This is a genomic window from Ramlibacter algicola (genome assembly GCF_016641735.1).
In the GTDB taxonomy this organism is placed as follows: domain Bacteria; phylum Pseudomonadota; class Gammaproteobacteria; order Burkholderiales; family Burkholderiaceae_C; genus Ramlibacter; species Ramlibacter algicola.
Genome location: NZ_JAEDAO010000001.1, coordinates 628,501 through 654,901 on the forward strand (window position 1 = coordinate 628,501; position 26,401 = coordinate 654,901).

At 67.6% G+C, this 26,401-nt stretch carries 22 protein-coding genes and 4 tRNA genes; all 26 read left to right on the plus strand.

Going from position 1 to position 26,401, the window contains the following annotated elements; genetic code table 11:
• Positions 1–133: 133 nt before the first annotated feature.
• Entirely contained in the window at positions 134–1,633 is a 1,500-nt protein-coding gene (gene trpE / locus I8E28_RS03110) for an anthranilate synthase component I (protein ID WP_200786381.1), read from the plus strand.
• Positions 1,630–2,052 (plus strand): GxxExxY protein, encoded by a 423-nt coding sequence (locus I8E28_RS03115; protein ID WP_200786382.1) that lies wholly within the window; start codon positions 1,630–1,632, stop codon positions 2,050–2,052. The genes trpE and I8E28_RS03115 overlap by 4 nt, the downstream gene beginning before the upstream one ends.
• On the plus strand, positions 2,049–2,621 hold the full coding sequence (locus I8E28_RS03120) for an aminodeoxychorismate/anthranilate synthase component II (RefSeq protein ID WP_200786383.1): 573 nt from the start codon (positions 2,049–2,051) through the stop codon (positions 2,619–2,621). Before I8E28_RS03115 ends, I8E28_RS03120 begins: the two co-directional genes overlap by 4 nt.
• Complete coding sequence (gene ltaE / locus I8E28_RS03125) at positions 2,618–3,664, plus strand: low-specificity L-threonine aldolase (protein WP_200786384.1); 1,047 nt, start codon at positions 2,618–2,620, stop codon at positions 3,662–3,664. Before I8E28_RS03120 ends, ltaE begins: the two co-directional genes overlap by 4 nt.
• Positions 3,665–3,666: 2 nt before the next feature.
• Entirely contained in the window at positions 3,667–4,314 is a 648-nt protein-coding gene (locus tag I8E28_RS03130; RefSeq protein ID WP_200786385.1) for a LysE family translocator, read from the plus strand.
• Positions 4,315–4,328: 14 nt separating this feature from the next.
• Positions 4,329–5,360, plus strand: a complete 1,032-nt coding sequence (gene trpD / locus I8E28_RS03135; protein WP_200786386.1) for an anthranilate phosphoribosyltransferase — start codon at positions 4,329–4,331, stop codon at positions 5,358–5,360.
• Positions 5,361–5,362: 2 nt separating this feature from the next.
• Positions 5,363–6,154, plus strand: a complete 792-nt coding sequence (gene trpC, locus I8E28_RS03140) for an indole-3-glycerol phosphate synthase TrpC (protein ID WP_200786387.1) — start codon at positions 5,363–5,365, stop codon at positions 6,152–6,154.
• Positions 6,155–6,156: 2 nt separating this feature from the next.
• Positions 6,157–6,918 carry a uracil-DNA glycosylase gene (locus I8E28_RS03145; protein ID WP_420850200.1) on the plus strand — a complete coding sequence of 254 codons (762 nt, stop codon included), beginning with the start codon at positions 6,157–6,159 and terminating at the stop codon, positions 6,916–6,918.
• Between the two features lie 65 nt (positions 6,919–6,983).
• Positions 6,984–7,069: transfer RNA gene (locus I8E28_RS03150), tRNA-Tyr, on the plus strand.
• A gap of 111 nt (positions 7,070–7,180) precedes the next feature.
• A tRNA-Gly gene (locus tag I8E28_RS03155) sits at positions 7,181–7,254 on the plus strand.
• 53 nt (positions 7,255–7,307) lie between these two features.
• A tRNA-Thr gene (locus I8E28_RS03160) sits at positions 7,308–7,382 on the plus strand.
• 41 nt (positions 7,383–7,423) lie between these two features.
• Complete coding sequence (gene tuf, locus I8E28_RS03165) at positions 7,424–8,614, plus strand: elongation factor Tu (protein WP_200786388.1); 1,191 nt, start codon at positions 7,424–7,426, stop codon at positions 8,612–8,614.
• A 16-nt stretch (positions 8,615–8,630) separates the two neighbouring features.
• Positions 8,631–8,706, plus strand: a tRNA-Trp gene (locus I8E28_RS03170).
• Between the two features lie 98 nt (positions 8,707–8,804).
• Entirely contained in the window at positions 8,805–9,188 is a 384-nt protein-coding gene (gene secE / locus I8E28_RS03175) for a preprotein translocase subunit SecE (RefSeq protein WP_200786389.1), read from the plus strand.
• Positions 9,189–9,782: a transcription termination/antitermination protein NusG gene (nusG, locus tag I8E28_RS03180; protein WP_200786390.1), complete on the plus strand. Its 594-nt coding sequence runs from the start codon at positions 9,189–9,191 to the stop codon at positions 9,780–9,782.
• A gap of 116 nt (positions 9,783–9,898) precedes the next feature.
• Positions 9,899–10,330, plus strand: a complete 432-nt coding sequence (rplK, locus tag I8E28_RS03185; RefSeq protein ID WP_200786391.1) for a 50S ribosomal protein L11 — start codon at positions 9,899–9,901, stop codon at positions 10,328–10,330.
• Complete coding sequence (gene rplA / locus I8E28_RS03190) at positions 10,331–11,032, plus strand: 50S ribosomal protein L1 (RefSeq protein WP_200786392.1); 702 nt, start codon at positions 10,331–10,333, stop codon at positions 11,030–11,032. It begins immediately after the preceding gene.
• Between the two features lie 244 nt (positions 11,033–11,276).
• A complete protein-coding gene (rplJ, locus tag I8E28_RS03195) occupies positions 11,277–11,777 on the plus strand; it encodes a 50S ribosomal protein L10 (protein WP_200786393.1) in 501 nt (166 codons plus the stop codon).
• 42 nt (positions 11,778–11,819) lie between these two features.
• The gene (gene rplL, locus I8E28_RS03200) at positions 11,820–12,200 is read left to right on the plus strand and encodes a 50S ribosomal protein L7/L12 (RefSeq protein ID WP_200786394.1); all 381 of its coding nucleotides are present in this window, start codon (positions 11,820–11,822) and stop codon (positions 12,198–12,200) included.
• Positions 12,201–12,483: 283 nt separating this feature from the next.
• The gene (gene rpoB, locus I8E28_RS03205) at positions 12,484–16,596 is read left to right on the plus strand and encodes a DNA-directed RNA polymerase subunit beta (protein ID WP_200786395.1); all 4,113 of its coding nucleotides are present in this window, start codon (positions 12,484–12,486) and stop codon (positions 16,594–16,596) included.
• Positions 16,597–16,615: 19 nt separating this feature from the next.
• Positions 16,616–20,836 (plus strand): DNA-directed RNA polymerase subunit beta', encoded by a 4,221-nt coding sequence (gene rpoC, locus I8E28_RS03210; protein WP_200786396.1) that lies wholly within the window; start codon positions 16,616–16,618, stop codon positions 20,834–20,836.
• Positions 20,837–20,916: 80 nt separating this feature from the next.
• Positions 20,917–21,489: a LemA family protein gene (locus I8E28_RS03215; protein WP_200786397.1), complete on the plus strand. Its 573-nt coding sequence runs from the start codon at positions 20,917–20,919 to the stop codon at positions 21,487–21,489.
• A gap of 60 nt (positions 21,490–21,549) precedes the next feature.
• Positions 21,550–22,206, plus strand: coding sequence for a peroxiredoxin (locus tag I8E28_RS03220; RefSeq protein ID WP_200786398.1), 657 nt, complete (start codon positions 21,550–21,552; stop codon positions 22,204–22,206).
• A 7-nt stretch (positions 22,207–22,213) separates the two neighbouring features.
• Positions 22,214–23,536, plus strand: coding sequence for a 16S rRNA (cytosine(967)-C(5))-methyltransferase RsmB (gene rsmB / locus I8E28_RS03225; RefSeq protein ID WP_200786399.1), 1,323 nt, complete (start codon positions 22,214–22,216; stop codon positions 23,534–23,536).
• A gap of 22 nt (positions 23,537–23,558) precedes the next feature.
• Positions 23,559–24,116: a DUF4390 domain-containing protein gene (locus I8E28_RS03230; protein WP_338050711.1), complete on the plus strand. Its 558-nt coding sequence runs from the start codon at positions 23,559–23,561 to the stop codon at positions 24,114–24,116.
• Complete coding sequence (locus I8E28_RS03235; protein WP_338050712.1) at positions 24,113–26,401, plus strand: sensor histidine kinase; 2,289 nt, start codon at positions 24,113–24,115, stop codon at positions 26,399–26,401. The genes I8E28_RS03230 and I8E28_RS03235 overlap by 4 nt, the downstream gene beginning before the upstream one ends.

Consider the following 26,401-nt stretch of genomic DNA (forward strand, 5'->3'; position numbering starts at 1 on the left):
GGGAGCCTGGCCCTGGCGACAGCCTGCGCGCGTGCGTTCCTGACTGCACGGGGCAGCCCGTGCCCCGCGTCCCCGCCGGGGACATTCCTTGAGGACCGCGGCCTGTGCCGCACGAGCTTGTGGAGGCTCACCCTTGATCACCGAACTCGAATTCCGCAGCCTCGCGCTGCAGGGCTTCAACCGCATCCCCCTGATCGCGGAGGCCTTCGCCGACCTCGAAACCCCGCTGTCGCTGTACCTGAAGCTTGCGCATGGCAAGGGCACCGGCCGCCACAGCTTCCTCCTTGAATCGGTCGTGGGCGGCGAGCGCTTCGGCCGCTACAGCTTCATCGGCTTGCCTGCCCGCACGCTGCTGCGCGCCACCGGCTTCGGCGCCGATGCAGTGACCGAGGTGGTCACCGAGGGCGAGGTCGTCGAGCGCGCGCAGGGCAATCCGCTGGACTTCGTGCACGCGTACCAGCAGCGCTTCAAGGTCGCCCTGCGGCCCGGCCTGCCGCGGTTCTGCGGCGGCCTGGCCGGCTACTTCGGCTACGACGTGGTGCGCCACATCGAGAAGAAGCTGCAGGCCAGCTGCCCGCCCGACACGCTGGGCTGCCCCGACATCCTGCTGCTGCAATGCGAGGAGCTCGCGGTCATCGACAACCTGTCCGGCAAGCTGTACCTGATCGTCTATGCCGATCCCGGCAAGCAGGAGGCCTATGCCAACGGCAAGCGCCGCCTGCGCGAGCTGAAGGAGCAACTGCGCTACTCGGTCAGCGCGCCGCAGGTGCGCCAGACGCAGTCATTCCCGGCAGAGCGCGAGTTCGCCAAGGCCGACTACCTGAAGGCGGTCGAGCGGGCCAAGGAGCTGATTGCCGCCGGCGACTTCATGCAGGTGCAGGTGGGCCAGCGGATCAAGAAGCGCTACACGGAATCGCCGCTGTCGCTGTACCGCGCGCTGCGCTCGCTGAACCCGAGCCCCTACATGTACTACTACGACTTCGGCGACTTCCACGTCGTCGGCGCGTCGCCGGAGATCCTGGTGCGCCAGGAGCAGGTGCCCGAAGGCCAGAAGATCACCATTCGCCCGCTGGCCGGCACGCGCCCGCGCGGCGCCACGCCGGAGCAGGACAAGGCGGTGGAGCAGGAGCTGGTGAACGACCCGAAGGAGCGCGCCGAGCACGTCATGCTGATCGACCTGGCCCGCAACGACATCGGCCGCATCGCCAAGGTCGGCAGCGTGAAGGTGACCGAAGCCTTTGCCGTCGAGCGGTACAGCCACGTGATGCACATCGTGAGCAACGTCGAAGGCACCCTGCAGGACGGCATGAGCAACATGGACGTCCTGCGCGCGACCTTCCCGGCCGGCACGTTGACCGGCGCGCCGAAGGTGCATGCGATGGAACTGATCGACCAGCTGGAGCCGAGCAAGCGCGGCCTGTACGGCGGTGCGTGCGGCTATCTCTCGTACGCCGGGGACATGGACGTCGCGATCGCGATCCGGACCGGCATCGTGAAAGACCAGACGTTGTACGTGCAGGCCGCGGCGGGCGTCGTCGCCGATTCCGTCCCGGAGCTGGAATGGAAGGAAACCGAAGCCAAGGCGCGCGCGTTGTTGCGCGCGTCGGAGCTGGTGGAAGAGGGGCTGGAATGAACCCCGGAGCACCCGACGCACCAAGGGCGCGCACCGCCGGCGACGGCTCGCGGGATTTCAGCCACGAGATCATCGGCGCCGCCGTCGAGGTGCAGCGCGAACTGGGGACCGGCCTTCTCGACAGCGTCTACGCATCCGCCCTGGCCGTGGAATTGCGGGCCCGTGGCCTGCAGTTCGCGCGCGACGTGCCGATCGCCGCGTCCTACAAGGGCCAGGACGTCGGGGTCGCGTTCCGCGCCGACTTCGTCGTCGAGGATGCCGTCATCCTCGAGCTGAAGTCCTCGTCGTTGCCGGTCGAGGCGCGCCGCGGCCAGCTGCAGTCGCACGTGCGGCTGGCCGGCATGAACCTGGGCCTGGTGATCGACTTCAACGAGATGCCCTTGACCAAGGCCGTCCTGCGGGTGGTGAACAAGCTATGAAGCTCCTGATGGTCGACAACTACGACAGCTTCACCTACAACCTGGTGCAGTACTTCGGCGAGCTGGGGGCGCAGGTGGAGGTATTCCGCAACGACGAGATCGGCATCGCCGGCATCGAGCAGCGCGCCCCGGATCGCCTGGTGATCTCGCCGGGGCCGTGTTCGCCGGCGGAAGCCGGCATCTCGGTCGAGGCCATCCGTCACTTCGCCGGCAAGCTGCCGATCCTGGGCGTGTGCCTGGGCCACCAGAGCATCGGCGCGGCCTTCGGCGGCAAGATCGCGCGGGCGGCGCAGTTGATGCACGGCAAGACCAGCGAGATCACGACGACACGCCAAGGCGTGTTCGCCGGCCTGCCCGAACGCTTCACGGTCAACCGCTACCACTCGCTCGCGATCGAGCGCGAGGCCTGCCCGCCGGAGCTGGATCGCACGGCCTGGACCGACGACGGCGAGATCATGGGCGTGCGGCACAAGGAGTTGCCGATCCAGGGCGTGCAGTTCCACCCGGAATCGATCCTCACCGAGCATGGGCACGCGATGCTCAAAAACTTTCTCGATCAAAAGCCATGACTCCAGTCGTCGACCTGCGCAGCGACACCGTCACGCGCCCGACCGCCGCGATGCGCGACGCGATGCTGTCGGCGCCGCTGGGCGACGACGTGTTCGGCGACGACCCGACGGTCAACGCCTTGCAGGACAGGCTCGCGGGCCTGCTCGGGTTCGAGGCGGCGCTGTTCGTGCCCACCGGCACGCAATCGAACCTGTGCGCGCTGCTGGCGCACTGCCAGCGCGGCGACGAGTACATCGTCGGCCAGATGCAGCACTGCTACCGCTGGGAAGGCGGCGGCGGCGCGGTGTTCGGCAGCATCCAGCCGCAGCCGCTGGACCATGCGCCGGACGGCACCTTGCCGCTGGCCGCGATCGAAGCCGCGATCAAGCCTGACGATCCGCACTTCGCGCGCACGCGGCTGCTGGCGCTCGAGGACACGCTGGGCGGCCAGGTGATGCCGATGGCGTGGATGGAACAGGCGACGCAGTTGGCCAAGGCGCGTGGCCTGGGCCGCCACCTCGATGGCGCGCGGCTGTTCAATGCCGCGGTGGCGCAATCCGCGGCGAACGGTTCCACGCCGTTGGCCGAGGCACGCCGTATCGCCGCCCTGTTCGACTCGGTCTCGGTGTGCTTCAGCAAGGGGCTGGGCACGCCGGCGGGATCGGTGCTGTGCGGATCCGACGAGTTGATCGCGCGGGCGCGGCGGGTGCGCAAGATGGCCGGCGGTGCGATGCGGCAGGCCGGCGTGCTGGCCGCCGCGGCGCTGCATGCGCTGGACCGCCACGTCGATCGCCTGGCGCAGGACCATGCGCGCGCGCGGCGCCTGGCCGAGGGGCTGGCCGGCATCGAAGGACTGCAGGTGCAAGCGCCGGACACCAACATCCTGTTCGTGGACCTCACCGGCGCCGCACGCGAACGCTCGGCCGAACTGCTCGCGCACCTCCAGCGCGAAGGCGTGCTTGCGACCGGGCTGTACCGCCTGCGCTTCGTCACGCACCTCGACGTCGACGACGCGGGCGTCGAGCGCGCCATCACCGCCATCCGCGGCTTCTTCCGGGCCTGAGCATGCCGGACGCGCAGCACCTGCTCCTGTTCATCGCCGCCGGCTGGCTGCTGAACCTCACGCCGGGGCCGGACGTGCTCTACATCGTGACGAACTCGCTGCGGGCGGGTGCGCGCGCCGGCGTCGTCGCGGGGCTGGGCATCACCGCCGGCTGCTTCGTGCACGTGACGGCGGCCGCGATCGGCGTCAGTGCGCTGCTCGCCACGTCGGCGCTGGCTTTCGGCGCACTGAAGTGGGCCGGCGCAGCCTACCTGGCGTGGGTCGGCATCAAGCTGCTGCGCGCCAAGCCGCAGGGCACGCAGGATCTCGCCGCTGTCGCGCGCACGGCGGCACGCAAGACGCTGGGGCAGGTGTTCGTCGGCGGCTTCTGGACCAACGTGCTCAACCCGAAGGTGGCGATCTTCTTCCTCGCCTTCGTGCCGCAGTTCATCACGCCGGGCAGCGGCAACGAAGCGGTCACCTTCCTGCTGCTGGGGGCGCTGTTCAACGCCAACAGCATTCCCGTCAATGCTGGCTGGGCGATCGCCGCGGCCTGGATGGCGCGCCACGGCGCCGTGCAGCGCGGCATGCACTGGCTCGATCGCGCCGCCGGCGCCCTGTTCATCGCGTTCGGCCTGCGGCTGGCGCTCACCGACACCCCATCCCGCTGACCGAGGAGATCGCCATGTCCATCAGCCCCCAGGAAGCGCTGCAGCGCACGATCGAGCACCGCGAGATCTTCCACGACGAGATGCTCAAGATCGTGCGGCTGATCATGAGCGGCGAGCTGTCGCCCGTCATGACCGCCGCGCTGATCACCGGGCTGCGCGTGAAGAAGGAAACCATCGGCGAGATCACCGCCGCCGCGGAGGTGATGCGCGAGTTCTCCACCAAGGTGCAGGTCGCCGACCGCCGCCACCTGGTCGACATCGTCGGCACCGGTGGCGACGGCTCGCACACGTTCAACATCTCGACCTGCTCGATGTTCGTCGCGGCGGCCGCGGGCGCGAAGGTGAGCAAGCACGGCGGGCGCAGCGTCAGCAGCAAGTCCGGCAGCGCCGACGTGCTGGAAAGCCTGGGCGCGGACATCAACCTCAAGCCCGACGCCATCGCGCGCTGCATCGACGAGACGGGCATCGGCTTCATGTTCGCGCCGAACCACCACCCGGCGATGAAGAACGTCGCGCCGGTGCGCAAGGAACTCGGCGTGCGCACCATCTTCAACATCCTCGGGCCGCTGACCAATCCGGCGTCGGCACCGAACATCCTGATGGGCGTGTTCCATCCCGACCTGGTCGGCATCCAGGTGCGCGCGCTGCAGCGCCTCGGCGCCGAGCACGCCATCGTGGTCTACGGCCGCGACGGCATGGACGAGGTGAGCCTGGGCGCCGCCACGCTGGTGGGCGAGCTGAAGGACGGCCAGGTGACCGAGTACGAGCTGCATCCCGAGGACTTCGCGCTGCCGATGGCGAGCAACCGCGCGCTCAAGGTCGAGAGCGTCGAGCAGTCGCGCGCCATGCTGCTGGGCGTGCTGCAAGGCGAGAAGGGCGCGGCACGCGACATCGTGGTGTTCAACGCAGGCGTGGCGCTGTATGCGGCGAACGTCGCGCCCGACATCGCCGCCGGCATTGCGCGGGCGCGCGAGGCGTTGGACAGCGGCGCCGCGAAGGCGCGCCTGGACCAGTTCGTGGCCGCCACCAAGCGGCTGGCGGGGTGACGATGGCGGCCGACATCCTGGACAAGATCGTCGCCGTCAAGCGCGAGGAGATCGCGGCGGCGAAGAAGAAGGTCTCGCTCGAGGCGATCCGCTTCGACGCGGAAAGCCGCGTGCTGACGCGCGACTTCGCCGGCGCGCTGCGGGACAAGATCGCCGCGGGCCGCAGTGCCGTGATCGCCGAGATCAAGAAGGCCAGCCCCAGCAAGGGCGTGCTGCGCGAGGACTTCATCCCGGCCGACATCGCGCAGAGCTATGCCGAGCATGGTGCGGCGTGCCTGTCGGTGCTCACGGACCGGCAGTTCTTCCAGGGCCAGCCCGACTTCCTGAAGATGGCCCGCGCCTCGTGCGACCTGCCGGTGCTGCGCAAGGACTTCATCGTCGATGCGTACCAGGTCTACGAGTCACGCGCGATGGGTGCCGACTGCATCCTGCTGATCGCCGCCTGCCTCGACGACGCGCAGATGGCCGAGCTGGAATCGATTGCACGCAGCCTCGACATGGCGGTGCTGGTCGAGGTGCACGACGGCGAGGAACTGCAGCGGGCGCTCCAGCTCAGGACGCCGCTGGTGGGTGTCAACAACCGGAACCTGCGCACCTTCGAGGTGTCGCTGGACACCACGCTCGGGCTGCTGAAGGACGTGCCGGCCGATCGGCTGCTGGTCACGGAGTCGGGAATCCTGCAACCGGCCGACGTGCGCCGGATGCGCGAAGTCGGCGTGCACGCGTTCCTCGTCGGCGAAGCGTTCATGCGCGCCGACGATCCGGGCGCGGCGCTCGCAGCCCTGTTCGGCTGAGCGTGGCGCAAGCTTCGCTGCTCGACGACGCCGGACCGCCGCGCCTGCGCGAGTGGGACACCGAAGCGCTGCAACTGGCAGCCGGTTGGGAGCCTGTCGTGCGCGGTTTCTTCGCCAGCCCGGCTGGGCGTGACCTGAGCGCGTTCCTGCGGTCGCGCATCGAGGCCGGCGCCGTGATCTTCCCGCCGCGGCCGCTGCGGGCGCTGGAGACGACGCCGCTCGACGCCGTGCATGCGGTCATCCTCGGCCAGGACCCGTACCACGGCGCCGGACAGGCCGAGGGCCTGGCGTTCTCGGTGCCGCAGGGCGTCAAGGTCCCGCCCTCGCTGCGCAACATCTTCAAGGAACTGCTGTGCGACGCGCCGGGGCCGCTGCCGGGCAGTGGTTCGCTGATGTCCTGGGCCCAGCGCGGCGTGCTGATGCTCAACGCGGTGCTGACGGTCGAGGAAGCGTCGCCCGCCAGCCATGCCCGCAAGGGCTGGGAACAGCTGACCGACGCCTTGCTGGCCCAAGTGGCGGCGCGGGTGTCGCCGTGCGTTTACCTGCTGTGGGGCGCGCATGCGCAGGCCAAGGCCGGGCTGGTCGAAGCGACGGCTGCGGCGCACGGCCGCGAGGCGCTGCTGCTGCAGGCCAACCACCCGTCGCCGCTGTCGGCAGCGCGGCCGCCCGTGCCGTTCCTGGGCTGCGGCCACTTCGGGCGTGCGCGGCAGTGGCTGGCCGAGCGCGGGCACCCCGGCTTCTTCGACCCACCGCGCCCGGACTGATGGGCGCGCGGCGCGCCGGCGGCTGGTCTTTTTCGCTGGGAACGTGGTATAGTCCCGGGTTCGCCGGAGGGGTGCCCGAGTGGCTAAAGGGGGCAGACTGTAAATCTGTTGGCTTACGCCTACGCTGGTTCGAATCCAGCCTCCTCCACCAGGCCTCGCAAGAGGTCGGCGGCGAGCAAGTGACGATCGAGTGGTAGCTGAAGGGAAGACCGTGGGGCCGGTGGCCGCCGGTTCCGCCAGGGGCTCGTGGATTGCGCCCGATGCGGGAGTAGTTCAATGGCAGAACCTTAGCCTTCCAAGCTAATGACGCGGGTTCGATTCCCGTCTCCCGCTCCAACCGGTCGTCCGGCACAGGAATATTGAAGGCTCCTTCGGGGGCCGCGGTTTTCGCCCTTGTGGCTCAGTGGTAGAGCACTCCCTTGGTAAGGGAGAGGTCGCGGGTCCGATTCCCGCCAAGGGCACCAGGCATCGTTGAAGTCATCTTTCTTTTTCGGAAGGCGAAGAAATGGCAAAAGGTAAGTTCGAGCGGACCAAGCCGCACGTGAACGTCGGCACGATCGGCCACGTGGACCATGGCAAGACCACGCTGACGGCGGCGATCACGACGGTGCTGTCGACCAAGTTCGGCGGCGAAGCCAAGGCCTACGACCAGATCGACGCGGCTCCCGAAGAAAAGGCGCGCGGCATCACGATCAACACGGCGCACGTCGAGTACGAGACGCAGAACCGCCACTACGCGCACGTGGACTGCCCGGGCCACGCCGACTACGTCAAGAACATGATCACCGGCGCCGCCCAGATGGACGGCGCGATCCTGGTGGTCTCCGCCGCCGACGGCCCGATGCCGCAGACGCGCGAGCACATCCTGCTGTCGCGCCAGGTGGGCGTTCCCTACATCATCGTGTTCCTGAACAAGGCTGACATGGTGGACGACGCCGAGCTGCTGGAGCTGGTCGAGATGGAGGTGCGCGAGCTGCTGTCCAAGTACGACTTCCCCGGTGACGACACCCCGATCATCAAGGGCTCGGCCAAGCTGGCGCTGGAAGGCGACAAGGGCGAGCTGGGCGAGCAGGCCATCATGAAGCTGGCTGATGCGCTGGACACCTACATCCCCACGCCCGAGCGCGCGGTGGACGGTGCGTTCCTGATGCCGGTGGAAGACGTGTTCTCCATCTCCGGCCGCGGCACCGTGGTGACCGGTCGCGTCGAGCGTGGCGTGGTCAAGGTCGGCGAGGAAATCGAGATCGTGGGCCTGAAGGCGACGCTCAAGACCACCTGCACCGGCGTGGAGATGTTCCGCAAGCTGCTGGACCAGGGCCAGGCTGGCGACAACGTCGGCATCCTGCTGCGCGGCACCAAGCGCGAGGAAGTCGAGCGCGGCCAGGTGCTGTGCAAGCCGGGCTCCATCAAGCCGCACACGCACTTCACCGCCGAGGTGTACGTGCTGAGCAAGGACGAGGGCGGCCGCCACACGCCGTTCTTCAACAACTACCGTCCGCAGTTCTACTTCCGCACCACCGACGTCACCGGTGCGATCGAGCTGCCGAAGGACAAGGAAATGGTGATGCCGGGTGACAACGTGACGATCACCGTCAAGCTGATCGCCCCGATCGCCATGGAAGAAGGCCTGCGCTTCGCCATCCGCGAGGGTGGCAAGACGGTGGGCGCCGGCGTCGTCGCCAAGATCATGGAATAAGGCCGCAAGGCCGCGGAGGGGTATAGCTCAATTGGCAGAGCGTCGGTCTCCAAAACCGAAGGTTGGGGGTTCGATTCCCTCTGCCCCTGCCACCACGGTGGCACCCGAAGCGAAAGAACCAAGCCCGTCCGCGTGACGGGCTTCACCGTCTGTAGGCGGTGGCAAAAGACAAGCAGGAACACGCCTTTTCATGGCCACTACGCAAGTTGAAACCGTCAGCACGGGCGCCGACAAGGCCAAGCTCGGCGTCGCGATCGCCCTGGTGATCGGCGCGCTGGCGGCGTTCTACCTCCTGGGCCGCCAGGGCGCGGTCGCGCAATGGGGCGCGCTGGTGCTCGGCCTGGCCGCGGCGTTCGTCGTGTTCATGACCGCCGAGGCGGGCAAGGAACTGGCCGCCTTCGGCCGCGACGCCTGGAAGGAAGTCAAGAAGGTCGTCTGGCCGACCCGCAAGGAGTCGCTGCAGATGACTCTGTACGTGTTCGGATTCGTGGTGGTCATGGCGCTGTTCCTGTTCGCCACCGACAAGACCCTGGAGTGGGTGCTGTACGACCTGGTCCTGGGCTGGAAGCATTGAATGAGCGACACCGACACCACCGACACCGGCGCCCCTGAGACGCCCGCCAAGCCGGTCAACCCCGACCTGCGCTGGTACGTCGTGCACGCGTACTCGGGCATGGAAAAGGCCGTCGAGCGCAACATCCGCGAGCGCATCGTGCGCTCGGGCATGGAAGACAAGTTCGGCGAGATCATGGTCCCGACCGAGGAAGTGGTCGAGATCAAGAACGGCCAGAAGAAGACGTCGCAGCGCCGCTTCTACCCCGGCTACGTGCTGGTGCAGATGGTGATGGACGACGACACCTGGCACCTGGTCAAGCACACCAACAAGGTGACCGGCTTCGTCGGCGGCGCCAAGAACCGCCCGGCTCCGATCTCCGAGGACGAGGTCGCCAAGATCCTCGGCCAGATGGAAGAGGGCGTCGAGAAGCCGCGCCACAAGGTCGAATTCGTGGTGGGCGAGTACGTGCGAGTCAAGGACGGCCCGTTCACCGACTTCAACGGCACGGTCGAGGAAGTCAACTACGAAAAGAGCAAGGTCCGCGTGTCGGTGACCATCTTCGGTCGCGCGACGCCGGTCGAGCTCGAGTTCTCGCAAGTCGAGAAGACTTGAGCGGAAGGATGGTTCGCGCTCGCCGGCTCGGCGCGGATCGGATTCAGCAGAGCCGTTAACCCCGGGGAGCCGAGGTCGCGAGACCAAGGCGCTATCACCCGCAAGGAAGACTAGACATGGCAAAGAAGATCGTCGGCTTCGTCAAGCTGCAAGTGCCAGCTGGCAAGGCCAACCCGTCGCCCCCCATCGGTCCCGCGCTGGGCCAGCGCGGCCTCAACATCATGGAGTTCTGCAAGGCGTTCAACGCGCAGACCCAGGGTGTCGAGCCGGGCCTGCCGCTGCCCGTCGTGATCACCGCGTACGCGGACAAGAGCTTCACCTTCATCATCAAGACGCCGCCCGCGACCGTCCTGATCAAGAAGGCCGTGAAGATCGACAAGGGCTCGTCCAAGCCGCACAGCGACAAGGTCGGCAAGATCACCCGCGCGCAGCTGGAAGAGATCGCCAAGACCAAGCTGAAGGACATGAACGCCGCCGACGTCGACGCCGCCATCAAGACGCTGGCCGGCTCGGCTCGTTCGATGGGCATCACCGTGGAGGGCGTGTAAATGACCAAGCTGACCAAGAAGCAGAAAGCCCTCGAGGGCAAGGTCGACAGCAACAAGCTGTACCCGCTGACCGACGCGATCACGATCGTCAAGGAAGCGGCCACCGCCAAGTTCGATGAATCCATCGACGTGGCCGTGCAGCTGGGCATCGACGCCAAGAAGTCCGACCAGGTCGTCCGCGGCGCCGTCGTGCTGCCCAACGGCACCGGCAAGACCAAGCGCGTCGCCGTGTTCGCCCAGGGCGCCAAGGCCGAGGAAGCCAAGGCCGCCGGTGCCGACATCGTCGGCATGGACGACCTGGCCGCCCGCGTGAAGGCCGGCGACATGCCGTTCGACGTGGTGATCGCCGCCCCCGACGCGATGCGCGTGGTCGGCACGCTGGGCCAGATCCTCGGCCCGCGCGGCCTGATGCCGAACCCGAAGGTCGGCACGGTGACCCCGGACGTCGCCACGGCGGTGAAGAACGCCAAGGCCGGCCAGGTGCAGTTCCGCGTCGACAAGGCGGGCATCGTGCACGCCACCATCGGCCGCCGCTCGTTCGACGCCGACAAGCTGCAGGGCAACCTGGCGGCACTGATCGACGCGCTGAACAAGTCCAAGCCGGCGTCGAGCAAGGGCGTGTACCTGCGCAAGGTCGCGGTCTCGTCGACCATGGGCCTGGGCGTCCGCGTGGACATCCAGTCGCTGACGGCGCAGGCCTGAGGCAAGGAATTCCGGTCCGCCCGCGAGGGTGGGCCGGTGTGGTGGGCTGCGGCCGCGCAAGCGGCGGCAGGCCATCCAGGACCGCTGGGGCGGGCAACCGCTCAATCGACGGCCGCAAGGCCGGCACCCAGCGCAGATGGCGATCCCGCCGAGATGGAATGCGTTGCGTTTCCTCGAGGTTGGTCGCTGATAGCAGGCGCGGTCCCAGGAGAGATCCCGGTGCCGCATATGGAAGGAGTCAACCTTGAGTCTGAATCGCAGTGAGAAGCAAGCGGTGATCGATGAGGTCACCGGCCTCGCCGCAAAAGCTCAAACGCTGGTGATGGCGGAATACCGCGGCATCACGGTGGCTGACATGACCAAACTGCGCTCCGAAGCGCGCAGCAAGGGCGTGAACCTGAGTGTTCTGAAGAACACCCTGGCCCGCCGTGCTGTCGCCGGGAGCCAGTTCGACGTCGTCAGCGACCAAATGTCCGGCCCGCTGATCTACGGGTTTTCCGTGGACGCCGTGGCCGCCGCGAAAGTGGTGGCCGATTTCGCGAAGACCAACGACAAGCTGGTCATTCGCGGTGGTGCGTTCGCGGGCAAGGCCCTGGACGTCAACGGCGTCAAGCAACTGGCCAGCATCCCGTCGAAGGAAGTGCTGCTGGCCCAGCTTTGCGGGCTGCTGATGTCGCCGATGTCGCGTACGGCCGTGGTGCTGGGCGCGCTGGCGAAGAAGAAGGAAGAGGCGGCGGCTGCCTGAGGCAGCGCCCCCGTTCGCAACCATTTCATCTAGGAAATCAACATGGCATTCGACAAAGACGCATTCCTGACGGCGCTGGACAGCATGTCCGTCATGGAACTCAACGACCTGGTCAAGGCGATCGAAGAGAAGTTCGGCGTGTCCGCCGCCGCGATGGCCGCCCCGGCCGCCGGTGGTGCCGGTGCTGGCGCCGCTGCCGCCGCCGAAGAGAAGACCGAATTCACCGTGATGCTGCTGGAAGCCGGCGCCAACAAGGTGTCGGTCATCAAGGCCGTGCGCGAAATCACCGGCCTGGGCCTCAAGGAAGCCAAGGACCTGGTGGACGGCGCGCCGAAGCCCGTCAAGGAAGGCATCGCCAAGGCCGACGCCGACGCCGCCAAGAAGAAGCTGGAAGAAGCCGGCGCCAAGGTCGAACTCAAGTAATTCGCCCCTGGACCGGAGGCTGGAGAGCCCGAAAGGGCCTCCAGCCTTTGGTGCTTCTAAACGGGTTGCGTGAACGCACCCGAAAGCGCTGGGACAATACGCGGTTCCCCAGTGTTTTCGAGTGTCTTCTGTCCCGACTGCAGGAGACGCCTTGGTTCGGGCCGCGTGCAATGCGCGGCCGTCCGCCATGGTTGGTAGTGGCCAACCCACCAAGCCCGTCGTGCCCCATGCCCGGGGGCACCGACGCGACAGTTGCGCAAGAGCTCAATTGCCCGGAGATCTCATGGCTTATTCCTATACCGAACGCAAGCGTATCCGCAAGAGTTTCGGCAAGCGTGACAGCGTGCTCGAAGTTCCGTACCTGCTGCAGATGCAGAAGGATGCGTACACGGCATTCCTGCAGGCCGACGTTGCGCCGCAGAAACGCACCACCGAGGGCCTGCAGGCCGCCTTCGACGCCGCGTTCCCGATCGTCTCCCACAACGGGTTCGTGGAGATGAAGTTCATCGAATACAACCTGGCCAAGCCCGCGTTCGACGTGCGCGAGTGCCAGACCCGTGGCCTCACCTTCGCCTCGGCCGTGCGCGCCAAGGTGCAACTGATCATCTACGACCGCGAGTCCTCGACCCCGCAGAGCAAGGTGGTCAAGGAAGTGAAGGAGCAGGAGGTCTACATGGGCGAGGTGCCCCTGATGACCGACAAGGGCTCGTTCATCATCAACGGCACCGAGCGCGTGATCGTCTCGCAGCTGCACCGCTCGCCCGGCGTGTTCTTCGAACACGACAAGGGCAAGACGCACAGCTCGGGCAAGCTGCTGTTCTCGGCCCGGATCATCCCGTACCGCGGCTCGTGGCTGGACTTCGAGTTCGACCCGAAGGACATCCTGTACTTCCGCGTCGACCGCCGCCGCAAGATGCCGGTGACGATCCTGCTGAAGGCCATCGGCCTGAACCCGGAATCGATCCTGGCGAACTTCTTCGTCAACGACAACTTCCGTCTGATGGACAGCGGCGCGCAGCTGGAGTTCGTCTCCGAGCGCCTGCGCGGCGAAGTCGCGCGCTTCGACATCACCGACAAGTCGGGCAAGGTCGTCGTCGCCAAGGACAAGCGCGTCACGGCGCGCCACACGCGCGAGCTGGAGCAGTCCGGCACCACCCACATCTCCGTGCCCGAGGACTTCCTCGTCGGCCGCGTGGTGGCGCGCAACATCGTCGACCAGGACACCGGCGAGATCATCGCCAAGGCCAACGACGAACTGACCGAAGCCCTGCTGAAGAAGCTGCGCGCCGCTGGCGTGCAGGAGATCCAGTGCATCTACACGAACGAGCTGGACCAGGGCCCGTACATCAGCCAGACGCTGCGCATGGACGAGACGGTCGACGAGTTCGCCGCCCGCGTCGCCATCTACCGCATGATGCGCCCCGGCGAGCCGCCGACCGAGGACGCGGTGCAGGCCCTGTTCCAGCGCCTGTTCTACAACCCGGACACGTACGACCTGTCGCGCGTGGGCCGCATGAAGTTCAACGCCAAGATCGGCCGTGAAGAGACCACGGGCCCGATGGTCCTGACCAACGACGACATCCTCGCCGTGGTCAAGATCCTGGTGGACCTGCGCAACGGCCGAGGCGAGGTCGACGACATCGACCACCTGGGCAACCGCCGCGTGCGCTGCGTCGGCGAACTGGCCGAGAACCAGTACCGCACCGGCCTCGCCCGCATCGAGAAGGCGGTCAAGGAGCGCCTGGGCCAGGCCGAGCAAGAGCCGCTGATGCCGCACGACCTGATCAACTCCAAGCCGATTTCCGCGGCGCTCAAGGAGTTCTTCGGCGCGTCGCAGCTGTCGCAGTTCATGGACCAGACCAACCCGCTGTCCGAGATCACGCACAAGCGTCGCGTCTCCGCGCTCGGCCCGGGTGGCCTGACGCGCGAACGCGCCGGCTTCGAAGTGCGCGACGTGCACGTCACGCACTACGGCCGCGTGTGCCCGATCGAGACGCCGGAAGGCCCGAACATCGGCCTGATCAACTCGCTGGCCCTGTACGCCCGCCTGAACGAGTACGGCTTCATCGAGACGCCGTACCGCCGCGTGGTGGACGGCAAGGTCACGATGGAGATCGACTACCTGTCGGCCATCGAGGAAGGCAAGTACGTCATCGCGCAGGCGAACGCGGCGCTCGACGAGCAGGGCCGCCTGACCGGCGAACTGGTGTCGGCGCGCGAACGCGGCGAATCGATCCTGGTGTCGGCCGACCGCATCCAGTACATGGACGTGTCGCCGGCGCAGATCGTGTCCGTCGCCGCCTCGCTGGTGCCGTTCCTGGAGCACGACGACGCGAACCGCGCGCTGATGGGCGCCAACATGCAACGCCAGGCGGTGCCGGTGCTGCGTCCCGAGAAGGCGTTCGTCGGCACGGGCATCGAGCGCGTGTCGGCGGTCGACTCCGGCACGGTGGTCACGGCCAACCGCGGCGGCGTGGTCGACTACGTCGACGCCACCCGCATCGTGGTGCGTGTCAACGACGACGAGGCGCAAGCCGGTGAAGTCGGCGTCGACATCTACAACCTGATCAAGTACCAGCGTTCCAACCAGAACACGAACATCCACCAGCGCCCGATCGTCAAGCGCGGCGACAAGATCGCCAAGGGCGACGTCGTGGCCGACGGTGCGTCGACCGACCTGGGCGAGCTCGCGCTCGGCCAGAACATGCTGGTCGCGTTCATGCCCTGGAACGGCTACAACTTCGAGGACTCGATCCTGATCTCCGAGCGCGTCGTCGCCGACGACCGCTACACCTCGATCCACATCGAGGAACTGGTGGTCATGGCGCGCGACACGAAGCTCGGGCCGGAGGAAATCACCCGCGACATCCCGAACCTGTCGGAACAGCAGCTCAACCGCCTGGACGAGTCCGGGATCATCTACGTCGGCGCGGAAGTCATGCCCGGCGACGTGCTGGTGGGCAAGGTCACGCCGAAGGGCGAGACCACGCTGACGCCGGAAGAGAAGCTGCTGCGCGCGATCTTCGGCGAGAAGGCTTCGGACGTGAAGGACACCTCGCTGCGCGTGGACCAGGGCTCGCAAGGCACGGTGATCGACGTGCAGGTGTTCACCCGCGAAGGCATCCAGCGTGACAAGCGCGCCCAGCAGATCATCGACGACGAGCTCAAGCGCTTTCGCCTGGACCTGAACGACCAGCTGCGCATCGTCGAGGCCGACGCGTTCGACCGCATCGAGAAGCTGCTGAACGGAAAGGTCGCCAACGGCGGCCCGCAGAAGCTGGCCAAGGGCACCAAGATCGACCGCGAGTACCTGCAGTCGATCGAGAAGTACCACTGGTTCGACGTCCGCCCGGCCGACGACGACGTGGCCGCGCAGCTCGAGTCGATCAAGAACTCGATCGAGCAGCAGCGCCACAGCTTCGACCTCGCGTTCGAGGAAAAGCGCAAGAAGCTGACGCAGGGCGACGAGCTGCCCGCCGGCGTGCTGAAGATGGTCAAGGTGTACCTGGCCGTCAAGCGTCGCCTGCAGCCCGGCGACAAGATGGCCGGCCGCCACGGCAACAAGGGTGTCGTGTCCAAGATCGTCCCGGTCGAGGACATGCCCTACATGGCCGACGGCACGCCGTGCGACATCGTGCTCAACCCGCTGGGCGTGCCTTCGCGCATGAACGTGGGCCAGGTGCTGGAAGTGCACCTGGGCTGGGCGGCCAAGGGCATCGGCCAGCGCATCGGCGACATGCTGCAGCAGCAGGCCCGCATGGCCGACCTGCGCAAGTTCCTCGACGGGCTGTACAACGCCTCGGGCACCAAGGAGAACCTCTCCGAGCTCTCCGACGAGCAGGTCATCGAGATGGCCACCGAGCTGACCAAGGGCGTGCCCTTCGCCACCCCGGTGTTCGACGGCGCGGCCGAGAAGGAAATCCGCTCGATGCTGCATCTGGCGTTCCCCGAGGACGTCGCCAAGACCAAGGGCCTGACGGCCACCCGCACGCAGGCGCACCTGTTCGACGGCCGCACCGGCGAGCAGTTCGACCGCCCGGTCACCGTCGGCTACATGCACGTGCTGAAGCTGCACCACCTGGTGGACGACAAGATGCACGCCCGCTCCACGGGCCCGTACAGCCTGGTCACCCAGCAGCCGCTGGGCGGCAAGGCGCAATTCGGCGGCCAGCGCTTCGGCGAGATGGAAGTGTGGGCGCTGGAAGCCTACGGCGCGTCGTACACGCTGCAGGAAATGCTCACCGTCAAGTCCGACGACGTGCAGGGCCGCACCAAGGTGTACGAGTCCATCGTCAAGGGCGAGCACGCCATCGAAGCCGGCATGCCGGAGTCGTTCAACGTCCTGGTCAAGGAGATCCGCTCCCTGGGCCTGGACATGGAACTCGAGCGTTCTTAATTAGGGGCAAGGAAGACACATGAAATCCCTCCTCGACCTGTTCAAGCAGTTCACCCCGGACGAGCATTTCGATGCCATCCGCATCGGCATCGCCTCGCCGGAGAAGATCCGCTCGTGGTCCTTCGGCGAAGTCAAGAAGCCGGAAACCATCAACTACCGCACCTTCAAGCCGGAGCGCGATGGCCTGTTCTGCGCCAAGATCTTCGGCCCGATCAAGGACTACGAGTGCCTGTGCGGCAAGTACAAGCGCCTGAAGCACCGCGGGGTGATCTGCGAGAAGTGCGGCGTCGAAGTGACCCAGACCAAGGTGCGCCGGGAGCGCATGGGCCACATCGACCTGGCCGCGCCCTGCGCGCACATCTGGTTCCTGAAGTCGCTGCCGTCCCGCCTGGGCCTGGTGCTCGACATGACGCTGCGCGACATCGAGCGCGTGCTGTACTTCGAGGCGTACGTCATCACCGACCCCGGCATGACCCCGCTGAAGAAGTTCGGGATCATGTCCGAGGACGACTACGACGCCAAGCGCAAGGAATACGGTGACGAGTTCATCGCCAAGATGGGCGCCGAAGGCATCAAGGACCTGCTCGAAGGCATCGACCTCGACATCGAGATCGAGAAGCTGCGCGGCGACCTGACCGGCTCGGAAGTGAAGGTCAAGAAGAACGCCAAGCGCCTGAAGGTGCTCGAGGCGTTCAAGAAGTCGGGCATGAAGCCCGAGTGGATGGTCATGGAAGTGCTGCCCGTGCTGCCGCCGGACCTGCGTCCGCTGGTGCCGCTGGACGGCGGCCGCTTCGCGACCTCCGACCTGAACGACCTGTACCGTCGCGTCATCAACCGCAACTCGCGCCTGAAGCGCCTGCTCGAACTCAAGGCGCCGGAAATCATCGCGCGCAACGAGAAGCGGATGCTGCAGGAGGCGGTGGACTCGCTGCTGGACAACGGCCGCCGTGGCAAGGCCATGACGGGCGCGAACAAGCGCGCGCTCAAGTCCCTGGCCGACATGATCAAGGGCAAGAGCGGCCGCTTCCGCCAGAACCTGCTGGGCAAGCGCGTCGACTACTCGGGCCGTTCGGTCATCACCGTGGGCCCGACCCTCAAGTTGCACCAGTGCGGCCTGCCCAAGCTGATGGCGCTGGAGCTGTTCAAGCCGTTCATCTTCTCGCGCCTGGAGGCGATGGGCATCGCCACCACCATCAAGGCCGCTAAGAAGGAAGTCGAGAGCGGCACGCCGGTGGTGTGGGACATCCTGGAAGAGGTGATCAAGGAGCACCCCGTCCTGCTGAACCGCGCCCCGACGCTGCACCGCCTGGGCATCCAGGCGTTCGAGCCGATCCTGATCGAAGGCAAGGCGATCCAGCTGCACCCGCTCGTCTGCGCGGCGTTCAACGCCGACTTCGACGGCGACCAGATGGCCGTCCACGTGCCGCTGTCGGTGGAAGCGCAGATGGAAGCCCGCACGCTGATGCTGGCTTCGAACAACGTGCTGTTCCCCGCCAACGGCGAGCCGTCCATCGTGCCGTCGCAGGACGTGGTGCTGGGCCTGTACTACACGACCCGCGAGCGCATCAACGCCAAGGGCGAAGGCATGATCTTCTCCGACGTCGGTGAAGTCATCCGCGCCCTCGACGCCGGCCAGGTCGAGCTGACTGCCAAGATCAGCGTGCGCCTGACCGAGTGGAACAAGGACAAGGCCACCGGCGAATTCGTGCCCTCCACCTCGCTGGTGGACACGACCGTCGGCCGCGCGCTGCTGTCCGAGATCCTTCCCAAGGGCCTGCCGTTCTCCAACCTGAACAAGGCGCTCAAGAAGAAGGAGATCAGCCGCCTGATCAACGCTTCCTTCCGCCGCTGCGGCCTGAAGGAGACGGTGGTCTTCGCGGACAAGCTGCTGCAGAACGGCTTCCGCCTGGCGACCAAGGCCGGCATCTCGATCGCCATCGACGACATGCTGGTGCCGCCGCAGAAGGCCGACATCATCGGCCGCGCCGAGAAGGAAGTGAAGGAGATCGAGCAGCAGTACGTCTCGGGCCTCGTCACCGCCGGCGAGCGCTACAACAAGGTCGTGGACATCTGGGGCAAGGCCGGCGACGAAGTGTCGAAGGTCATGATGGCCCAGCTGGCCAAGGAAAAGACGACCGACCGCCACGGCAAGGAAGTGGAGCAGGAGTCGTTCAACTCCATCTACATGATGGCCGACTCGGGTGCCCGCGGTTCCGCCGCCCAGATCCGCCAGCTGGCGGGCATGCGCGGCCTGATGGCCAAGCCGGACGGCTCGATCATCGAGACGCCGATCACGGCCAACTTCCGCGAAGGCCTGAACGTGCTGCAGTACTTCATCTCCACCCACGGCGCCCGCAAGGGCCTCGCGGACACGGCGCTGAAGACCGCGAACTCGGGCTACCTGACGCGCCGCCTGGTCGACGTGACGCAGGACCTGGTCGTGACCGAAGTCGATTGCGGCACCTCGGAAGGCTCGCTGATGCGCGCCATCGTCGAGGGCGGTGAAGTCATCGAGTCCCTGAGGGATCGCATCCTGGGCCGCACCGCGGCCGAGGACGTGGTGCACCCGGAAAGCCGCCAGACCATCGTGCCGGCCGGCAACATGCTGGACGAGGACGCGATCGAGGAGCTCGAGTCCGTCGGCGTCGACGAGGTGAAGGTGCGCACCGCGCTGACCTGCGCCACGCGCTTCGGCCTGTGCGCCCGCTGCTACGGCCGCGACCTCGGCCGCGGCGGGCTGGTGAACGTCGGCGAAGCGGTCGGCGTCATTGCCGCGCAGTCGATCGGCGAACCCGGCACGCAGCTGACGATGCGCACGTTCCACATCGGTGGTGCCGCCTCGCGCGCCGCCATCGCCTCGAGCGTGGAAGCCAAGTCCAACGGCGTGATCGGCTTCAACAGCACGATGCGCTACGTGACCAACGGCAAGGGCGAGCTGGTGGTGATCGCCCGCTCCGGCGAGATCGTCATCCATGACGAGCACGGCCGCGAGCGCGAGCGCCACAAGGTGCCGTACGGTGCGACGCTGGCGGTGAAGGCCGACCAGCAGGTCAAGGCCGGCACCATCCTGGCGAACTGGGACCCGCTGACCCGACCCATCATCACGGAATTCGCCGGCAAGACGAAGTTCGAGAACGTGGAAGAGGGCCTGACGGTCGCCAAGCAGGTCGACGAAGTGACCGGCCTGTCGACGCTGGTCGTGATCGACCCGAAGCGCCGCGGCTCGGCCAAGGTCGTGCGCCCGCAGGTCAAGCTGATCGACGCCAGCGGTGGCGAGGTCAAGATCCCCGGCACCGACCACTCGGTGACGATCGGCTTCCAGGTCGGCGCGCTGATCCAGGTGCGCGATGCCCAGGACGTCGCCCCCGGCGAAGTGCTGGCCCGCATCCCCATCGAAGGCCAGAAGACGCGTGACATCACGGGCGGCCTGCCGCGCGTGGCGGAACTGTTCGAAGCCCGTTCGCCCAAGGACAAGGGCCTGCTGGCCGAAATGACCGGCACGGTGTCGTTCGGCAAGGAGACCAAGGGCAAGATCCGCCTGCAGATCACCGATCCGGAAGGCGGCGTCCACGAGGAGCTGGTGCCCAAGGAGAAGAACATCCTGGTGCACGAGGGCCAGGTGGTGAACAAGGGCGAAAGCGTGGTGGACGGCCCGGCCGACCCGCAGGACATCCTGCGCCTGCTGGGCATGGAGGAACTCGCGCGCTACATCGTCGACGAGGTCCAGGACGTCTACCGCCTCCAGGGCGTGAAGATCAACGACAAGCACATCGAGGTGATCGTTCGCCAGATGCTGCGTCGCGTGGTCGTCGAGAACTCCGGCGAGTCCGGCTACATCGGCGGCGAGCAGGTCGAGCGCTCCGAGATGCTGGACACCAACGACCGCCTGCGGTCCGAGGGCAAGATCCCGGCGACGTACAGCAACCTGCTGCTGGGCATCACGAAGGCTTCGCTGTCGACCGACTCGTTCATCTCCGCGGCGTCCTTCCAGGAAACCACGCGCGTGCTGACCGAGGCGGCGATCATGGGCAAGCGCGACGAGCTGCGCGGCCTGAAGGAAAACGTCATCGTCGGCCGCCTGATTCCCGCGGGCACCGGCATGGCGTACCACGTCGCGCGCAAGGCGAAGGACCAGATGGACGAGGCCGAGCGCCGCGCCATCGCCGAAGCCGAAGCGGCCGAACTGGCCGGCATCGGCGCCGAAGCTTCGACGGAGACCGCCGAAGGCACCGGCGAGTGATCGCCGGGGCGCGAGCGATCGCGCTTCGCTAGACTCGGGCGCCCCATTCCTCGCGGAGTGGGGCGCCTTTTTCATTGCCCATGCCGATCTCCGTCACCTGGATCGTCGCCGCCGTGCTCGTGTTCTGGGCCGTCGGCGCCTACAACCGCCTCGTGCGCCTGCGCGGCGAGGCGAACACGTCGTTCGCCGAACTGGACGCGCAGCTGCAGCGGCAGGCCGAACTGGTCGAGGCCGTCGTGGGCGAGGAGCCCGAGAGCATCTTCGACGGCGCACAGGCCTCGTTCTGGGGCGGGCTGCAAGGCGCCGCCGGCCAGCTGCGCGCCACGCTCGCGCTGGCGCGCCAGCGGCCGCTCGATCCCGATCGCATCGAAGCGCTCGGCGCGGCGCAGTCCGTCCTCGCGGTCGCGTGGGAACGCGCCGAGCGTGACGACGCGCACGACCTGGCCGGCCCCCGCCTGCCCGACACGCTGGTGTCGCGACGCGGCCAGATCACCCTGCAATGCATCGCCGCCGCCGAGCGCTTCGGCCGCGCGGTCGAGCAGTACAACGCCGCCATCGCCCAGTTCCCGGCCGCGTTGCTCGCGTGGCTGTTCGGCTTCCGGGCCGGCGTGCCGCTGCCGCCGATGCCGGCGCCCAAAGGTCCCCTCGTTTGACGGGGGCTTGGGCGCCGCCGCATCATCCTCACCCCGGCCTTTCACCAGCAGGAGAAGCACATGCTCCGGATCAACGACATCGCGCCGAACTTCACGGCCAACACGACGCACGGCAAGATCGATTTCCACCAGTGGATCGGCGACCAGTACGCGATCCTGTTCTCGCACCCGAAGGACTTCACCCCGGTGTGCACCACCGAGCTGGGCTACATGGCGCGCATCGAGGACCAGTTCGCCAAGCGCAACGCGAAGCTGATCGCGCTGTCGGTCGACCCGGTGGACGACCACACGAAGTGGATCGGCGACATCGAGGAGACCCAGTCGTGCAAGGTCAACTACCCGATCATCGGCGACACCGACCTGCAGGTCTCCAAGCTGTACAACATGCTGCCGGCGGAGGAAGTCGCGTCGGACGGCCGCACGGCGACCACCAACCAGACGGTGCGCGCGGTGTTCGTCATCGGGCCGGACAAGAAGATCAAGCTGATGCTGGTCTACCCGATGACCACCGGCCGCAACTTCGACGAGATCCTGCGGGCGCTCGACTCGATCCAGATGACCGCCAAGCATCGCGTCGCGACGCCGGCCAACTGGAAGCAGGGCGACGACGTCATCATCGCGGGCTCGGTGTCGGACGAGGAAGCGAAGAAGCTGTTCCCGCAAGGCTGGAAGGCGCCGCGCCCGTACCTGCGCGTGACCAAGCAGCCCGGCACCTGACCGCGCGTTGACTGCAGTCCCCCTCTGGCGGCAGCTTCAGGCTGCCGCTTCCGTTCTGGCGGCCGTGCGCGCGGGCGAGTCCGCGACGCCGGCCATCGCGCGCATCGACCGCGAAGTGCGCCCGGGCGCGCAGGCGCTTGCGTTCGCCGCGTTGCGCGAACTCGGTCGCGCCGAGGCGCTGCGCCGCCAGCTCGCGCGCCGCGCGCCGCCGCCGCTGGCCGATGCGCTGCTGTGCACCGCGCTGGCGCTGTGTTGGCGCGAGGCCGACGCGCCGTACACGCCCTTCACGCTGGTCGACCAGGCCGTGGAAGCGGCCAAGCGCGGCGAAGGCACGCGCGCGCAGTCTTCGTTCGTCAACGCGTGCCTGCGCCGCTTCCTTCGCGAGCGCGATGCGCTCGTGGCGGCCACGGACAAGGACCCGGTGGCGCTCTGGAACCACCCGCGCTGGTGGATCGACCAGGTGCGGCGCGACCATCGGCAGCACTGGGAGCAGGTGCTGGCCGCCAACAACCGGCCACCGCCGATGACGCTGCGCGTGAACGTGCGGCGGGCCAGCCGCGAGGAAGTGCTCGCCGACCTGCAGGCGCAGGGCCTCTCGGCCACGCGGGTCGGCAATGCCGGCTTGCAACTGGGACAACCTCGCCCGGTCGAGCAACTGCCCGGGTTCGCCGAGGGCCGGCTCTCGGTGCAGGACGCCGCCGCGCAGGAGGCCACGCCCTTGCTGCTCGACGGACTCGAGCCCGCGGGACCCCGCCTGCGCCTGCTCGATGCCTGTGCGGCGCCGGGTGGCAAGACGGCGCACCTGCTGGAATCTGCCGATGCGGACGTCACGGCCCTCGAGATCGATCCCGTGCGCGCGCGCAGGATCGGCGAGACGCTGGAGCGGCTGGGGCTGCGAGCCGACGTGATCACGGCCGATGCCAACGACGTGAAGGCGTGGTGGGACGGCCGGCCCTTCGACGGCGTGCTGCTGGACGCGCCCTGCACGGCCTCGGGCATCGTGCGGCGCCACCCCGACGTGCGCTGGCTTCGGCGGGCCACCGACCTGCCGCAACTGGCCGCCCAGCAGCAGCGGCTGTTGCAGGCGCTGTGGCCGCTCGTGCGGCCCGGCGGGCGGCTGCTGTACTGCACTTGCTCGGTGTTCCGCGCCGAAGGCGACGCCCAGGCGCGAGCGTTTGTTGCAAACAACAGCGCGGCGCGATTGCGGCCCGCGCCTGGCCATTTGCTTCCCGGAAGCCCCGGAAAGGACGGGCCGGTCCCGGACAATCGACTCGGTGACCACGACGGGTTCTATTACGCGCTGCTCGACAAGGCGCGGGACGGGGTTTGAGGCGGCCTTCCGGGCCGTTCTCGTGCTGGTGCTGGCGCTCGTGCTCGGCCTGGCCCGGGCCGACACTGGCGAAGTCACCCAACTGCGGCTGGAGCGCGCGGACGAGGGCGTGCTGTTGAGCGCCAGCGTGCGCTTCGACATGCCCGCGGTGATCGATGACGCCCTGCACAAGGGCATCCCGATGTTCTTCGTGGCCGAAGCCACCCTGCTGCGCGACCGGTGGTACTGGTACGACAAGCAGGTGGCGAGCGCGCAGCGCCACATGCGCCTGTCGTTCCAGCCGCTCACGCGTCGTTGGCGCCTGCAGGTGTCGTCGCAACCCATCGGCGCCACGGGGCTGGCGCTCGGCCAGTCCTTCGAGACGCAGGAGGAAGCGATCGAGGCGATCAAGCACATCGCCCGCTGGAAGATCGCCGACCTGGGCGAGCTCGAGACCGACGCGAAGTACAGCGTCGACTTCCGGTACCGGCTGGACGTGTCGCAGTTGCCGCGGCCGTTCCAGATCGGCGCGGTCGGGCATGCCGACTGGAGCATCAGCGCCGCGCGCACCCAGCGGCTGGCAGTCGAGACGGCGAGGTGAGCACGCCGGCCGCCCCGCTGCCGCCGCCGAAGAAGCCCAACTTCGGCAGCACGCGCGCGGTCCGCTGGGCGCTGCTCGTGGGCGCAGCCGTCATGGTCGCGATCGCGATCGTGCTGATGTTCCTGCTCACGCAGGCGACCGGCAACCGCGAGCTGTACGAGCGCAACTACGGCCGCCTGTTCGCGGTGAACGTGGTGGTGGCCGGCATGCTGCTGCTGGTGATCGCCTGGGTCGCGGTGCGGCTCACGTCGCGCGTGCGGCGCGGCAAGTTCGGCAGCCGGTTGCTGGTGAAGCTGGCGATGATCTTCGCGCTGGTCGGCTTCATGCCGGGCCTGCTGATCTACATCGTGTCGTACCAGTTCGTGTCGCGATCGATCGAGAGCTGGTTCGACGTGAAGGTCGAAGGCGCCCTCGACGCCGGCTTGAACCTCGGCCGTTCCACGCTCGACACGCTGGCCAACGACCTCGCGAACAAGACGCGCGCTTCGGCGGCGCTGCTCGCCGAGACACCCGATTCGTCGGCCCCCCTGGCGCTGGAGCGCCTGCGCGAACCGCTGTCGGCCAACGACGTGATCCTGTGGAGCGGCGCCAACCAGCTGATCGCCAGCGCTGGGCAGTCGCGGTTCCAGCTCAACCCCGAGCGTCCCACGGCGCAGCAGGTGCGCATGGTGCGCAGTCAGCGGTCGATCGCGATCATCGAGGGACTCGAAGAGCCCAACGCGATGACGACGGGCAACGCGCGCATCAAGGCGATGGCCGTGGTGCCCGGCGCAGGCCTGACCCTCACTTCGGAGCCGCGCATCCTGCAGGTCACGCAAAGCCTGCCGCCAACGCTGGTGGGGAACGCGATCGCCGTGCAGGAAGCTTATCGCGAGTACCAGGAGCGAGCGCTCGCGCGGCAAGGCCTGCGCCGCATGTACATCGGCACGCTCACCCTGAGCCTCTTCCTGTCGGTCTTCGGTGCCATCCTGCTGGCGGTGCTGCTGGGCAACCAGCTCGCGCGGCCCTTGCTTCTGTTGGCTGCGGGCGTGCGCGAGGTGGCCGCCGGCGACCTGTCGCCCAAGCCGGTGTTGCAGGGCAAGGACGAACTCGGCGGCCTCACGCGGTCGTTCGCCGAGATGACGCAGCAGCTCGCCGATGCGCGCGGCGCGGTCGAACAGAGCATGGCGCAGGTGAACGCGGCGCGCGCGCACCTGCAGACCATCCTGGACAACCTCACGGCCGGCGTCATCGTGCTCGACGACCAGGGACGCATCGAGACCGCCAACCCGGGCGCGACGCGCATCCTGCGTGTTCCGCTCGCGGCGCACGAGGGCAAGCTGCTGACGGACGTCGAGGGGCTGGAATCGTTCGGCGCCGCGGTGCAGGCGCAGTTCGAGGATTTCATCAACGAACGCCGCCAGCACGGCCTGGACCACTGGCAGCAATCGTTCGAGCTCAATGCGTCCGCGCCTGGCCTGCCGACGGGCAACAACGCCATCACGCTTGTCGCGCGCGGCGCCGAGATGCCCTCGGACGTGCCCGGCCGGTCCGCCCGCCTGCTCGTGTTCGACGACATCTCCGAGGTCGTGTCGGCCCAGCGCGTGCAGGCCTGGGGCGAGGTGGCGCGACGCCTGGCGCACGAGATCAAGAACCCGCTGACGCCGATCCAGCTGTCGGCCGAGCGGCTTGCGTACAAGCTGGGCGGCAAGGTGGCCGATCCCGAGCGCGCCATCCTCAACAAGTCGGTGCAGACCATCGTCGACCAGGTCGACGCCATGAAGCGGCTGGTCAACGAGTTCCGCGACTATGCGCGCCTGCCGGCGGCCGAACTCAAGCCGATCGACCTGAACGCGCTCGTGACGGACGTGCTGAACCTCTACGCGCGCGAAGGCGAAGCAGGCACTGGCACGGTGCCCGTGCATGCCGAGCTCGATCCCCATTGCCCCCACATCCTGGGCGACGCGCACCAGCTCCGGCAGGTGATCCACAACCTGCTGCAGAACGCGCAGGACGCCTCGGAAGGGCGCGAAGGACGCGAGGTGGTGATCCGCACGCAATGGAACGAGACGAACCGCCGCGTGCGCCTGGCCGTGCTGGACAGCGGCACCGGCTTCCCCGAGCACATCCTCAAGCGGGCCTTCGAACCCTACGTCACGACGAAGGAGAAGGGGACCGGGCTGGGACTGGCGGTCGTCAAGAAGATCGCCGATGAGCATGGTGCCCGCGTGGACGTCAAGAACCGGGTGGACGACGGCACCATCGTTGGCGCCCAAGTGTCGCTATCATTCGCAGTTGCGGCATAG

Coding starts and splice junctions, on each gene's coding strand:
- nusG (WP_200786390.1), top strand. CDS start 9,189: ATGAGCGACACCGACACCACCGACACCGGCGCCCCTGAGACGCCCGCC.
- rplA (WP_200786392.1), top strand. CDS start 10,331: ATGACCAAGCTGACCAAGAAGCAGAAAGCCCTCGAGGGCAAGGTCGAC.
- trpD (WP_200786386.1), top strand. CDS start 4,329: ATGTCCATCAGCCCCCAGGAAGCGCTGCAGCGCACGATCGAGCACCGC.
- I8E28_RS03115 (WP_200786382.1), top strand. CDS start 1,630: ATGAACCCCGGAGCACCCGACGCACCAAGGGCGCGCACCGCCGGCGAC.
- I8E28_RS03215 (WP_200786397.1), top strand. CDS start 20,917: ATGCCGATCTCCGTCACCTGGATCGTCGCCGCCGTGCTCGTGTTCTGG.
- I8E28_RS03120 (WP_200786383.1), top strand. CDS start 2,049: ATGAAGCTCCTGATGGTCGACAACTACGACAGCTTCACCTACAACCTG.
- ltaE (WP_200786384.1), top strand. CDS start 2,618: ATGACTCCAGTCGTCGACCTGCGCAGCGACACCGTCACGCGCCCGACC.
- secE (WP_200786389.1), top strand. CDS start 8,805: ATGGCCACTACGCAAGTTGAAACCGTCAGCACGGGCGCCGACAAGGCC.
- rplL (WP_200786394.1), top strand. CDS start 11,820: ATGGCATTCGACAAAGACGCATTCCTGACGGCGCTGGACAGCATGTCC.
- I8E28_RS03130 (WP_200786385.1), top strand. CDS start 3,667: ATGCCGGACGCGCAGCACCTGCTCCTGTTCATCGCCGCCGGCTGGCTG.
- tuf (WP_200786388.1), top strand. CDS start 7,424: ATGGCAAAAGGTAAGTTCGAGCGGACCAAGCCGCACGTGAACGTCGGC.
- rplK (WP_200786391.1), top strand. CDS start 9,899: ATGGCAAAGAAGATCGTCGGCTTCGTCAAGCTGCAAGTGCCAGCTGGC.
- trpC (WP_200786387.1), top strand. CDS start 5,363: ATGGCGGCCGACATCCTGGACAAGATCGTCGCCGTCAAGCGCGAGGAG.
- rpoB (WP_200786395.1), top strand. CDS start 12,484: ATGGCTTATTCCTATACCGAACGCAAGCGTATCCGCAAGAGTTTCGGC.
- I8E28_RS03220 (WP_200786398.1), top strand. CDS start 21,550: ATGCTCCGGATCAACGACATCGCGCCGAACTTCACGGCCAACACGACG.
- rpoC (WP_200786396.1), top strand. CDS start 16,616: ATGAAATCCCTCCTCGACCTGTTCAAGCAGTTCACCCCGGACGAGCAT.